The organism is Methylobacterium sp. E-046 (assembly GCF_022829625.1).
GTDB lineage: Bacteria > Pseudomonadota > Alphaproteobacteria > Rhizobiales > Beijerinckiaceae > Methylobacterium > Methylobacterium longum.
This window is the reverse complement of the sequence record NZ_JAKSYP010000096.1, coordinates 1-12974: the sequence shown is the minus strand read 5'-3', so window position 1 is coordinate 12974 and position 12974 is coordinate 1. Positions and strand designations below refer to the sequence as shown.

Sequence of the window (12974 nt, the reverse complement as noted above, 5' to 3'; positions counted from 1 at the left end):
TCGTGAGCCTGACCCCCGATCCCGTCCCGCGCCCGACCGGTGCCCCCTACGATCCGACCTACGACCCGCTGACCAGCGCCACCCCGGGGACGGACCGCGCCTACGCGCCGACCTACTGGGTCGCCACCGCCGGCCCGCCGCCGGCGGATGACGGCCCGATCACGGGGGACACCGAGGCGGACGTGGTGATCGTCGGTTCGGGCTTCACCGGCCTGTCCTGCGCCCTCAGCCTCGCCCGGGACCACGGCATCAAGGCCACCGTGCTGGAGGCCAACCGGGTCGCCTGGGGCTGCAGCACCCGCAACGGCGGCCAGGGCCAGAACGCCTCGGGCCGGCTCAGCCGCTCGCAATGGATCGCCCGCTACGGCCGCGAGACCGCGCTCCGGCTTCACGCCGAGATCCTAGAGGGCTTCGATTATTTCACCGGCCTGGTGCGCGAGTTCAACCCCGATCCACAGCCCGGCGGCCACGTCTACGTCGCCCATCGGCCCCGCACCTTCGCCAAGCTCTCGGCCGAGTCCGAGGTCGCCAATACGGTCTTCGGCTACCGCACCCGGATGCTCGGCGCGGACGAGCTGCGGCGGGACTGGATGGACGAGGCCGGGGCGGTCGGCGCGCTCCACGAGCCGCTGGGGATCGGTATCCATCCGGCCAAGTTCGCCTTCGGCTATCTCCGCGCCGCGCGGGCGGCCGGGGCCAAGGTCCACCCCGGCAGTCCGGTGCTCGGGATCGACCGCGACGGCGGCGGTTTCCGGGTGCGGACGCCCCACGGGACCGTGCGGGCCCGCGCGGTGGCGATCGCCACCGGCGGCTATACCAGCCAAGGGCTGCACCCCCGCCTGCGCAGCCGGATCATGCCGATCCTGTCGAATTCCCTGGTCACGCGGCCCCTGACCGCCGACGAGATCGCCGCGACGCTGCGCAGCACCGCCTTCGTCACCGACACGCGCACCCTGCGGTTCTACTATCGCCGGCTCCCCGACGGCCGGGTGCAGATCGGCAGCCGCAGCGCGATCACGGGGGCGGACGCGACCCATCCGCGCCACCTCCGCCTGCTGGTCGAAGGCCTGCACCAGAAGTTCCCGGCTCTCGAAGGGATCGAGATCGACTATTCGTGGTGGGGCTGGGTCGATGTCAGCCACGACATGATGCCCCGCATCGTCCAGCCCGAACCGGGCGATCCCCTGTTCTATGCCCTGGGCTACGGCGGCAACGGCGTCTCGTTCTCGGCCCAGGCCGGCCGTCGGCTCGCCGGGCTGGTGGCCGGGCGCAAACCCGCCGGCCTGCCGATCTTCGAGGGAGCGCTTCCGGGCCACCCCTTCGCCCCGTTCCGGCGCCTCGGGCAGCGGATGCTGTATCGCTGGTACCACCATCGCGACGAAGCGGCCTGAGCGGGCCGCAGCCGACGGACCCGACGGGCCGCCCCGCGCGTTCGGGGCGGCCTTTCGTATCGGGAACCGTGTGACGTCAGGCCGCCTGCGCCCGGTCGAAATCCGGCGCCTCGATCTCGCCGACCCGGTGACAGGCGACGTAGTGGCCCGGGCCGGTCGCCAGCAGGGCGGGATCCTCGGCGCGGCAGCGCTCGACCGCGAAGGGGCAGCGCCCAGCGAACCGGCAGCCGGCGGGCGGATCGATCGGGCTCGGCGGCTCGCCGCGCACGAGGTAGCGCGCCTTGAAGGCGTCCCGCGCCGGACCGGCCGGCACCGCCGCCGAGATCAGCGACCAGCTGTAGGGATGGTGCGGGGCGGAGAAGAACGTCCGGGTCGGTGCCTGCTCGACGATGCGGCCGAGATACATCACCGCGACCTCGTCGCAGAGGTGCTGCACGACGCCGAGGTCGTGCGAGATGAAGATGTAGGCGAGGCCGCGCTCGGCCTGGAGCTTGGCCAGGAGGTTGAGGATCTGCGCCTGGATCGCGACGTCGAGGGCCGACACCGCCTCGTCGCAGACGATGATGTCGGGCCCGGTCGCTAGGGCCCGGGCGATGCACAGGCGCTGGCGCTGCCCGCCCGAGAACTGATGCGGGAACAGGCTCCAGGCATCGGCCGGCAGGCCCACCGCGGCGAACAGCGCGTCGAGCCGCGCCGCCGCCTGCCTGCGCGAAAGCCCCTCCAGCAGCCGCAGCGGCTCGGCCACGAGATCCCCGGCGCAGCGCCGGGGATCTAGGGAGGCGAACGGATCCTGGAACACCATCTGGATGTGTCGCCGGGCCTGCCGGAGCCGGGCGCCCCGGACGCCGAGGATGTCCTCGCCGCGCAGGACCACCTGACCTGCGGTCGCCGGGACGAGGCGCATGATCCCCTGCGCCGTAGTGGACTTGCCCGAACCGGATTCCCCCACGATGCCGAAGCTCGCGCCCCGGCGCACGACGAAGCTCACGCCGTCGACCGCGTGGACCCGCCCGCCGCCCGGGACCGGGAAGTGGACCTTCAGGTCGTTGACCTGCAGGAGGTCGGCTCCGATCGGGGCCGGTGCGGTGCTCGTCGTCATGCTGCGCGGGCCTCCGGGTGCCAGCAGGCCACCGCCCGGGCCGGGCCGGCCTCGGTCAGGGCCGGCTGGGGATTGTCCAGGCAGGTGGCGTCGGCCCGGCCGCAGCGATCCGCGAAGGCGCAGATCGCCGGCCGCCGGCCCAGCGGCGGGACGAGGCCCGGGATCTCGCGCAGCGTCCCCACCCCCGCATCGGCCGCCGCGCCGAGGCGCAGGTGCGGCGTGCAGCCCATCAGCCCCCGCGTATAGGGATGCTGCGGCGCGCGCATGACCGACCGGGTGTCGCCCTGCTCGATGCAGCGTCCGGCGTAGAGCACCGCCACGGTGTCGGCGATGTCGGCCACCGCCGCGAGGTCGTGGGTGATCAGCACGATGGCAGTGCCCATCTCGTCCTGCAGGGCCTTCAGCAGGTCGAAGACCTGCGCCTGGACGGTCACGTCGAGCGCCGTGGTGGGCTCGTCGGCGATGAGGAGCTTGGGCCGGCAGGCCAGCGCCATGGCGATCATCACCCGCTGGCGCATGCCGCCGGAGAGTTCGTGCGGGTAGGCGTGCAGGCGCCGCTCGGCCGCGGGGATCTGCACGGCCCTCAGCATCGCCAGCGCCCGCTCCAGGGCGGCGCGGCGCTCGAGCCGCTGGTGGAGGCGCAGCGCCTCCGCGATCTGGTCGCCGACCGTGTAGACTGGATTCAGGGCCGTCATCGGCTCCTGGAAGATCATCGACATCGCGCTGCCGCGCAGCGCCCGCAGCCGGGCCGGCTTTGCGGCCGCGATGTCCTCCCCGGCCAGCAGGACCCGGCCGCCGGCGCGGGCGAAGCCCTCCGGCAGCAGGTCCATGATCGCCAGCGCGGTCATGCTCTTGCCGCAGCCGGATTCGCCGACCAGCGCGACGGTGCGTCCGGCCTCGACGGAGAAGCTCAGGCGCTCCAGGACCGGCACGGGGCCGCCCGGCCGCGTCAGGGTCACGGTCAGGTCCTCGACGGCGAGAACGGGGGCCATCGCTCAGCTCCGCTTGCGCAGGCGCGGATTCACCGCGTCGTTGACCGCGTCACCCACGAGGCTGACGCCGAGGACCGCGAGGAAGATCGCCGCGCCGGGCAGCAGCACGGTCCACCACGCCTCCAGGGCGTAGGCGCGGTTCTGCCCGATCATCAGCCCCCAGCTCATCACGTTGGGGTCGCCCAGCCCGAGGAAGCTCAGGGCCCCCTCGAACAGCACCGCGGTGCCGATCGCCAGCGTCGCGGAGACCACGATCGGCGGCGCGGCGTTCGGCAGGATCACCCGGCCGATCAGGTAGAACGGGCCCGCGCCGGCCGCCCGGGCCGCCTTGACGAAGTCGAGGCCGCGCAAGCGCAGGAACTCGGCCCGGGTCAACCGGGCGGTGGGCGGCCAGGAGACGATCCCGATGGCGATCGTCGTGATCACGATCCTCTGGCCGAACAGGGTGACCAGGACCATCGCGAACAGCAGGGTCGGCAGCACCTGGAAGAACTCGGTGACCTTCATCAGTGCCGCGTCGACCCGGCCGCCGAAGAAGCCCGCCAACGCCCCGAAGGTCACGCCGATCACCACGGTGAGGAGTGCCGCCGAGAAGCCGACCAGCAGGGTCGCGCGGCCGCCCTGGAGCAGGGCCGCCAGGATATCCTGGCCGAGGTAATCGGTGCCGAGCACCGGGTCGCCCCCGGGGGGCTGGAACGGGGCGCCGACGATCTCGAACGGATCGACTCCGTAGAGGTGCGGGCCCGCCAGCGCGGCGAACAGCAGGCCAGTCAGGATGGCGAGGCCCAGGAGCCCGCTCGGGTTGCGCAGGAACAGGCCCAGCGCGGCGAGGCCGGGATTCGAGGCCGGGCGCGGCATCGGCGCCGCCGTCTCGGATCGCACCGGCTGGGGCCGCACCGCCGGTTCGGCCGCGACGAGGGCGCTCATGCCGGCCTCCCGGCGCGGATCCGCGGATCGATCAGGCGGTAGAGGAGGTCGGTGACGAGGTTCGCCGCGATGACCAGCAGCGCCGAGCAGAACAGGATGCCGAGCAGCGTCGGGTAGTCGCGCCGCAGAATCGAGTCGAAGGTCAGCCGGCCGAGCCCCGGCCACGCGAACACGGTCTCGACCAGGATCGCCCCCGCGAAGAGCTGCCCGAACTGGAGCCCGACCATGGTGACGAGGGGGATCAGCGCGTTGCGCAGCGCGTGCTTGCCGATCACGATCCGCTCCGGCAGGCCCTTGGCCCGGGCGGTCCGGACGTAGTCAGCGTTGAGCGCGTCGATCATGCTGGCGCGCATCAGGCGGCTGTACTGCGCGACGTAGACGATGCCGAGGGTCAGCCCCGGCAGGACCAGGTGCCGTGCGACGTCGAGGCCGTAGGCGAGGCCGTGGCGCGGGGTGGCCACATCCTCCATCCCGGCGACCGGGAGCACCGGCCACAGGGAGGCGAACACGACCAGCAGCATCAGGCCTGTCCAGAAGACTGGCGCGGCGTTGCCGGCGATCGCCACCAGGGAGACCGCGTGACTGACGAAGCCGTTCGGCCTGCGGGCGCCCAGGATTCCGAGGCCGGCCCCGGCCAGGACCGCGAGGGCGAGGGCCGACAGGACCAGCAGGGCGGTGGCTGGCAGCCGCCCGAGGATGAGGCGCGAGACCGGCTCGTTGAAGTAGAACGAGTAGCCGAGATCCCCCCGCGCGACCTTGCCGACATAGGTCGCGAGCTGCTCGGGGAGGCTGCGGTCGAGGCCGTAGCGGGTGCGGATCTCCGCCATGATCTCCGGCGAGGCGCCGCCCATCTCCCCGGCGATGACCTGCGCCGGATCACCCGGCGCGGCCTGGATCAGCAGGAAGTTCAGCACCACCACGGCGAGCAGCAGGCCGCCGGCGTTCGCCGCAGTCGCGCCGAGGCTGCGCAGGCCCGTCATCGCTCGGCCCCCGCGGCGCCCTGCGCCCAGGCAACCTCGTCGAGGGGCGAGAGCGGTCCTCAGATCGACAGGGGCAGGTTCGTCAGGCGCTTGTCGTAGACCGCCTTGTAGGGCGTGAGGTTGAGATAGGCGATCGGCGCCTCGGACACGACGATCGTCTGGAATGCGTCGTAGAGTGCCTTGCGCTTCTGCAGGTCGGTCTCGACCGCGGCGGCGTTCAGCAGTTCGTCGACCTTCGGGTTCTTGTACTGCTGAGTGTTCGACCAGATGACGCCCTTGCGGATGTTGGTCGACAGGTAGGTCCGCGCCACGCCGATCACCGGGTCGCCCCAGTTGAAGACGTTGTCCATGGTCAGGTCGAAGTCGAAGTTGGAGACGCGCTGCGCCCAGGTCGGAAAGTCCGGCGCGGCCCGGACCTGCAGCGCGATGCCGATCCGCTTGAGGCCGGCCCGCAGGTACTCGGCGACGTTGCGCTGCTGGTCGTTGTCGTTGGGGATGTAGTCGATGGTGAGCTGGAGCCGCGTGCCGTCCGGCCCCTTCTTCAGGCCGGCCTCGTCGAGCAGGGCGTCCGCCTTGGCGACGTCGAGCTTGTAGGGGTCGACGGCCGGCTCGTAGAACGGCGAGCCCGGCACGATCGGGCCGGTGGCCGCCTTCGCCACGCCGCCGAGCAGCTTGCCGGTGATGAAGTCGCGGTTGGCCGCCAGCGCGATGGCCCGACGGACGCGCACGTCGTCGAGCGGCTTCTTCCCGCAGTTGAAGGCCAGCCAGTTGATCGGGCCGATCCCCTCGAAGCCGCGATCCGTCACCGTGAGGGTCGGTGCCTTGGCGAGGCGCTCGATGTCCCGCACCGCGGAGAGGAACGGCAGCATGCCGATCTCGCGCCGCTCGGTGGCGATGACGAGGCTGTTCTGGTCCGGCAGGATCCGGTAGACGAGCCGCGCCAGTCTGGGCCGACCGGGGATGAAGAATCGGTCGAACCGCTCGAGCTGGATCGACTCGCCCTGCTTGTAGTCGACGAACTTGAACGGACCCGAGCCGACGGGCTTCAGGTTGGCCGGATGGGTCTTGATGTCGTGGCCGTCGCCGTAGACGTGCTTGGGCAGGATCGGCATCAGGCCGGGCGACATGGCCAGCAGCAGCGCCGGATGCGGGCGCGCGAGCCGGATGATGACCGTGTGGGCGTCGGGGGTCTCGACCGTGGAGACCGGCTCCAGCATGGTCTGGAACGGGTGGTTGGCCTTGATCACCCCGATCGAGAAGGCGACATCCTCCGCGGTCAGCGGGTGGCCGTCGTGGAACACGGCGTTGTCCACGAGGTGGAGCGTCACGCTGAGGTTGTCGGGGGCGATCGTCCAGGATTTGGCCAGATAGGGTTGCGGGTTCCACTGGTCGTCGTAGCGAAGCGGGCTCGCGAAGATCTGCGTCGAGACCATCCCGGTTGCGATGCCGGACTGCACGGCGCCGTTGAAGTGGCGCGGCACTTGGTTGGTGCCGATCACCAGCGGCGCGGCCGCGTCGTCGGCCAGCGCCTTCGGCAGGTCGAGGATCGGGGCCGTCAGGGGCGCGGCGAGGACCGAGAGGCCGGCGCCGAGGAGCGTGCGTTTGGTCAGGCGCATCGGTTTCGGTCTCCGTGTGGGGTTTGCGGGGGTCGCAACGCGGCGTCGAGGAGGCCGGCCAGCGCCGGGCCGGCTTCGGGATCGGTCGCCGCGATGCCGACGAGCTCGGCCGCGTCGGGTGCGGGCTCCGGCAGCGGCGACAGGCTCCAGCGGCGCCCGACCATCTGAAGCAGATGCATCTCGGACCTGTCGGCCAGACCGAGGCGCCCCTTCAGCCGCAGGAGCGAGGCCGGCATGCCGGTGAGCGCACGCTCGAGCCCGGCGCGATCGAACGCGCCGGCGCGCCTGTAGAGCAGGCGCTGGAAGGCCGCCTCGTGCGTCACCGCCTCGGCGCGCAGCCGGGTAGATCCCCGCCGGGCCCGTTCCGGACCCTCGCCGCCCAGATCGAAGACCGCCTCGGGCAGCGCGGCCGCCACGGTCTCCACCACCGGGATGCCGGGCGCGAGGGCGGCGAGCGTCGTCCGGGCGGCCGCGCGGCCGGACGCATCCACGAGGTCGCGCTTGTTCAGCACGAGGAGATCGGCGGCGCGGATTTGGCGGGCGAGCGTGTCGCCCAGGCGCGGGTCGGCGGCGAGGCCCGGCAGGCGCTCGGCATCCGCCAGCACGACGACGCCGCGCAGGACGAGGCCGGGCTCCACCAGGGCGATCTCCGCGATGGCGCCCGGATCGCCGACGCCGCTCGCCTCGATGACGATGTGATCGAAAGGTTCGGGCTCCGCGAGGACGCGCATCAGCGTGTCGAGGAAGCCGTCCGCGAGGCTGCAGCAGACGCAGCCATTGGTCAGCCGCAGGGTCTGCCCGTCATGGTCCTGGATCAGGCCGGCATCGACGTTGATCGCCCCGAAATCGTTGACCAGCACCGCGTAGCGGCCCTGGGAGCCGGCGAGCAGCCGGTTCAGAAGCGTCGTCTTCCCGGCTCCGAGGAAGCCGCCGACGACCGTGAGCGGGCAGCGCGTCGCGGGCGCGGGAAGTCCGCGCCTCATGCCGGCGGCACCGCGAAGACGCGGCCGCCGAGCACCGTGGTGTGGACCGGGATGTCCTTGAGCGCCTCCGGGGGCGTCTCGAACGGATCCGCGTCGAGGACGGCGAAGTCGGCGAACTTCCCGGCCTCGATGGAGCCGACGCAATGGTCCATCCGCAGGGTGTAGGCGGCCCCCAGCGTCACGGCGTGCAGGGCCTCGGCCACGCTCAGCCGTTCCGCGGGGCCGAGCAGGCGCCCCGACGACGTGGTCCGGTTGACGGCGCACCAGGCGGTGAACAGTGGCCCGAGCGGCGTCACCGGCGCGTCCGAGTGGATCGCGAGCGGGATGCCGAGCCGCGCCGCGCTCCCGGCAGCGTCGATCCGGGCCGCCCGTTCCGGCCCCATCGTCAGGTCGTGATGGGCGTCGCCCCAGTAATAGAGATGGTTCGAAAACAGGTTGAGGCAGAGGCCCAGAGCCTTGACCCGCCGCAGCTGCGCCTCGGTCGCCATCTGGCAATGCTGGAGGGTGTGCCGGTGGTCGGGACGGGGATGGGCGATCTGCGCCTTCTCGACCGCGTCGAGGGCCGCCTCGGTGGCCTCGTTGCCGTTGGTGTGGATGTGAAGCTGGATGCCGGCGGCGTGGTAGATCCCCACGATCCGGTCGAGATCCTCGGGGGCGACGTACCAGAGCCCGTTCGGCGCGCCGTTGTGATAGCCCGGCGGCAGGAGCCGGGCGGTGAAACCCTGGATCGAGCCGTCGACGACGATCTTCACGATGCCGAAGCGCAGGCGGTCGGTGTTGGCGGCGGCGAGGCGGCCGATCTTGGCGACGCCATCTTCCGGGGGACAGGAGACCGAGGCCAGCGCCGGCACGATCCGCACCGGCAACCCCTCGACGCAGGCAGCGCCGTAGACCGCCACGGTCGCGTCCGTGAGATCGTTGTGCAGGTCGGCGATGGTGGTGATGCCCTGGAGCTGCGCGGCCGCGCCGAACCGGCCCACGTCGGCGGCGTCGAGGGTCCCGCTCATGGGGTTGTAGCCGAGCCCCCGGAACAGGCGCAGCCGGGCGGCGATCCCCTGCAGCTCGCCGGACGGGGTGCCGTCCGGCAGCTTCGGCACGCCGTCGAGGGCGGTGGTTTCATCGAAGCCGGCCATCTCCAGGAGCAGGCTGTTGACGTTGGTGATGTGCAGGCTGGCGTGGTGGACCATCACCGGCCGGGTGGTCGAGACCCGGTCGAGGTCGTGACGGGTCAGGCGCGCGCCGCCGAGATGCAGCGGATCGAAGCCCCAGCCGTAGAGCAGCTGGTCCGGGTCGGCGATGGACCGGCCCGCCTCCGAGAGCCGGTCCACGACGGCGCCGATGTCGCGCAGGCCCGGCACGCGACGTCCGTCCGGGCTGCGGCGGTCGCCGGCGCCGACATAGGTCTGGCGCCAGAGGGTGCCCTCCATGACGTGGGCGTGCCCCTCGACGAAGCCGGGCAGGATGACCTTGTCGGCGAAGCACCGATCCGGAACCGCGTCGAGCCCGTCGAACTCGGCTCGCGTCCCGACCATCAGCACGCGCCCGTCGCGCACGGCGATATGCGTCGCGTCCGGCCGCGATGGATTCATCGTGATGACCCGCCGGGCCTCGAAGAGGGTGATCTCGCTCGGCATGGCTGTCCTCGGCACAGCCGCCAGGATGTCGGCCGTTCGCCCGGGCCGCTAGCGCCAGACGCCGGGGATGAAGGGAGCCAGGGCGCGGCGGCGGTGATCGGAACGCCGGCCCACGCGGCGATGCGGGTGCTGCCGGGGACGACCCGGCCGGTGCGGCGTCCCGCGCGGCCTGGTTGCCGTACCAGCGCATCGCGGGATCAACGCCGCGTTGCTTCCTTCAGCCCGGCCAGCGGAACCGCGGGCGGTGCCGGCGGCATCCCGCGGGGACGCACTCGGTTTCTCGGACGCACTGGGCTTCTCGGCCGCAGTCGCATGGCAGGCACCGTCCGCTTCCGCGGCCGGCCTGCTCCGCAGCGGATCTTCTGCCTTCGGCCCGTTCCAGTCACGTCGGCCGGCGCCTCTGAACGGTTAAGGTGGGTGAATTTGCAACATGCCCGCTCTCGGAAGAACGCATCATCGTGGCGGACATTGCCGACGCACCGGCCCACATTCGATCTCGCCTGTGGGAGCGGGCTCGCTCCAGATCAGGCAGCCCCACCGAGCTTCCTTGCGAGTGCGCCGACGATCTGCCGGATTTGCACCGGCTTCTGCAGCCGCGTGATCGTCTCGAACTCCGCCGGGATAACCGCGGCATCGTAACCGGTGACCATGATGAAGGGCACGCCACGGGTCTGAAGCTCGGCCGCCAGCACGAAGGATGGTCCCTGATCGCCGAGATTCAGATCGAGGATTGCGCCCGTTGGTGTTGCGTTCGTGATGGCGGTGCGCGCGCCTTCCTCGGTCGGATACGGGCCGATGACCTCCACGCCAACGCTTCTCAGCGCCCGCGCGGTATCGGTGGCAAGATAGTAGTCGTCCTCAACCACCAGAATGCGGTGGCCGCTTAGATCGGGTTCGCCGGCCATGTCGAGCAAACCTCCGTAGATCGCGGCCCGGCGCGGGGCATCTGTCTCCAGAATGCTCGACCGGTCCCGCAGGGGGAACTCCAAGCGGCACCGTGCTCCGCGCGGATGGATGGAGAGTTCGCCTCGACCCCCCAATTCGTAGGGAATACGTCCCTCGATCATCTCGCTGCCGAAGCCACGCCGCCTCGGCGCTGACAGGTCCGCGGGAGAACTCGTCGGCGCGCCCGACTCGATCCAGTCCAGGCCAAGCCAGGACGAGCCGCCCCGCTCGAAGGTCGTCCAACGCGCCGTAACGCGGCCGTCGGGCACAGACAGCCCCCCGTACTTGAGAGCATTGGTCGTGAGTTCGTGGACGGCGAGCGTCAGAACCTCGGCGGTCTTCGGGGCAAGCACGAGGTCAGGACCATGCAGTGTGTACTGCTCCGGGTGTCCGGCCTGCGCTGCCAATTCGTCGTTGATGATGTCGAGGATCCTGGCGCCGATGTTGGCGCTCCGGGTGAGGAGCGCCTGGACGCGGGCGAAGGTGAGCAGGCGTCCGGCCATGAGGTCGGCGTATTCACTCACGGTCTCGGCCCTCTCGCCCGTGCGGGCCGTTATGGAGCGAATCTGCGCCATGATATTGCGCACCCGATGCTGCAACTCGGCCAGCAGGACGCCCTGGTGCTCCGCGGCGAGCTTAGCCTCGGTCACATCCTCTGCGATGCCGCCGATGCGCTGCACCCGATCGTGCTCATCGAAGAGCGGGAAGTCCGTGCTCCTGATCCAGCGGAACGCACCGTCCGAGGCGCGGACGACGCGGAATTCGTGCACCACAGCCTTGCCGCTTTTCACTTCTTCGAGCCGCCCCAGAGCAGCCGCCCGGTCGTCAGGAACGATCAATGAGGCCCAGCACTGCGGGTTGGCGTCCAGGAGTTCCTCGCCCGGGAAGCCGTAGATGCGGTCAAAGGCCGGGCTCAGCCACTCCATGCGTAGCGTCTGGGCATCCCGGATCCAGAGCGCACCGGAGGCGGCCTCCGCGAACTGCCGGAATCGTGCCTCGCTCTGGTGCAGGCCGTGCAGAAGCACCTCCGTCCGTTCCTCGGCGACGCGCGCCTGCTTGAGGGCGTCGCGGGTTTGTCGGAGAAGTCGGTGCCGCAGTTCGAGCAAAGCACTTAACGCCAGCCCGGCCGGCAGGAATACTATGAGCGCCAACAGGTTGCGCGGCTCGACCGCCAGCGACGAATCCACTGGAGGAAAAATGAATGTAATTACCAGGACACTGAGTATCGTGGCGAGGTATCCGCTTCCGCGATCAAAAAATGCTGCCGCGACGATGATGATCGGAAAGAACAGAAAGAAAGGATAGATCTGAAGCGCCGGCCAGAGCCAGCGATATATCCCATAGACAGCCGCCACCAAGAGAATGGTTGCTGGATAGGAAACCCAGCGAGGCGGATCCCGGAACAATCGCTCGACTATGGAGGCGCGCTGCATATGGCCCGTTCCGCTATGCCGTGGCCGGCACCGATGGCTCGACACTTTGTCCGGCCCCGGCAGGCCAGCGGATCCATTCAACCGATCTATAGCTCAGGAGCGAGTCGGCCAAAGACCGGCGGCGCGCTTCGAGGTCTCCCGCGGGAGTTGTCCAGGGGGAGGCCGTATGACCTCGTCGTGACACGATCAAGCCTCGTGGCCGGAGCGTCCCTGAACGCCTGTTTTGGAGCCACCGTTCAAGCCCAAATGACGGCTCTTGCGGATCGGGATTTGGCCAGCCGCTTTTCCAGCAGCATCGCTCCGAAGCGGTTTTCCTGCGTTCGGCCCGACGCCGTCGCGCCGGATTGCGGCCGTGTGCAAGGTCGGACGTTCGGCGAGGATCGACCCGGGAGAGGTGGGGCGTCGGGCGCCCGGGCAGGCGGACGGATCTGCGGGCGGCGACACGGCGTGTAGACGCACCGACGCGCTCGGCTTCGATCTCCGCCCCGCGGGACGCCGGTCGCGCGGACCTGACGCTCGAAAGCCGCGACGACGAGGTCGGCTGGGCATCCGTGGCATCCGAGACCGAGACCGAGGCCGTGGACGGGTGATCGGGGGCGGCCCAATCGGCTTTCGATAACGCTGCGGACAGCGTCTCACGCGTGCAACCGGGCACGGACACCGTGGCGGGGCTCGCGACGAGCACCCCTGATGCACTGACGCGGACAGATGATTCACGCGGTGTGTGAAGCGTGGGGCTCTGGGCCCCAGGCCCGCGGTCGGTGTTGCGGGAACCGGCGCAATCAGCACCTGATCGGCCCCCACAAGGTGGTCCAAGAGTAAAGTTAGTGCACGGTTGGCCGCTCTGCCACGGGTAGCTTGGCCGGCGGAGCTGGTCGGGCGAGTGCAGCTGGCCAAGCGGAGAAGGCTGGCATGAAGACCTCCGGTGCCGGCGGCCGGTATCCCAGAGAGGCATGCGGGCGCACGGTGTTGTA

Annotated in this window: 9 protein-coding genes and 1 pseudogene; 1 reads left to right on the top strand and 9 read right to left on the bottom strand. The window is 70.6% G+C overall.

The features are described from left to right. Positions 1-2 precede the first annotated feature (2 nt). On the top strand, positions 3-1391 hold the full coding sequence (locus MKK82_RS09210) for an NAD(P)/FAD-dependent oxidoreductase (protein WP_238291588.1): 1389 nt from the start codon (positions 3-5) through the stop codon (positions 1389-1391). Between the two features lie 76 nt (positions 1392-1467). Here the strand turns inward: MKK82_RS09210 and MKK82_RS09205 are convergent, their stop codons facing one another. The 9 genes and pseudogenes from MKK82_RS09205 to MKK82_RS09165 form a co-directional block, all read right to left on the bottom strand. Beyond that, complete coding sequence (locus MKK82_RS09205) at positions 1468-2490, bottom strand: ABC transporter ATP-binding protein (protein ID WP_243985402.1); 1023 nt, start codon at positions 2488-2490, stop codon at positions 1468-1470. Further along, positions 2487-3482, bottom strand: coding sequence for an ABC transporter ATP-binding protein (locus MKK82_RS09200; protein WP_243985400.1), 996 nt, complete (start codon positions 3480-3482; stop codon positions 2487-2489). Before MKK82_RS09200 ends, MKK82_RS09205 begins: the two co-directional genes overlap by 4 nt. A gap of 3 nt (positions 3483-3485) precedes the next feature. Then, on the bottom strand, positions 3486-4409 hold the full coding sequence (locus MKK82_RS09195; protein ID WP_238291585.1) for an ABC transporter permease: 924 nt from the start codon (positions 4407-4409) through the stop codon (positions 3486-3488). Continuing rightward, positions 4406-5389 carry an ABC transporter permease gene (locus MKK82_RS09190; protein WP_238291584.1) on the bottom strand — a complete coding sequence of 328 codons (984 nt, stop codon included), beginning with the start codon at positions 5387-5389 and terminating at the stop codon, positions 4406-4408. Before MKK82_RS09190 ends, MKK82_RS09195 begins: the two co-directional genes overlap by 4 nt. 59 nt (positions 5390-5448) lie before the next feature. Beyond that, positions 5449-7005: an ABC transporter substrate-binding protein gene (locus tag MKK82_RS09185; protein WP_243985398.1), complete on the bottom strand. Its 1557-nt coding sequence runs from the start codon at positions 7003-7005 to the stop codon at positions 5449-5451. Then, the gene (locus tag MKK82_RS09180; protein WP_238291582.1) at positions 6996-7988 is read right to left on the bottom strand and encodes a CobW family GTP-binding protein; all 993 of its coding nucleotides are present in this window, start codon (positions 7986-7988) and stop codon (positions 6996-6998) included. Before MKK82_RS09180 ends, MKK82_RS09185 begins: the two co-directional genes overlap by 10 nt. Further along, positions 7985-9622, bottom strand: coding sequence for an amidohydrolase (locus tag MKK82_RS09175; protein WP_238291581.1), 1638 nt, complete (start codon positions 9620-9622; stop codon positions 7985-7987). The genes MKK82_RS09180 and MKK82_RS09175 overlap by 4 nt, the downstream gene beginning before the upstream one ends. 524 nt (positions 9623-10146) lie before the next feature. Then, positions 10147-12000, bottom strand: a complete 1854-nt coding sequence (locus tag MKK82_RS09170; protein WP_238291580.1) for an HWE histidine kinase domain-containing protein — start codon at positions 11998-12000, stop codon at positions 10147-10149. Positions 12001-12824: 824 nt separating this feature from the next. Further along, positions 12825-12974: pseudogene (locus MKK82_RS09165) on the bottom strand (IS3 family transposase); the annotation flags it as partial.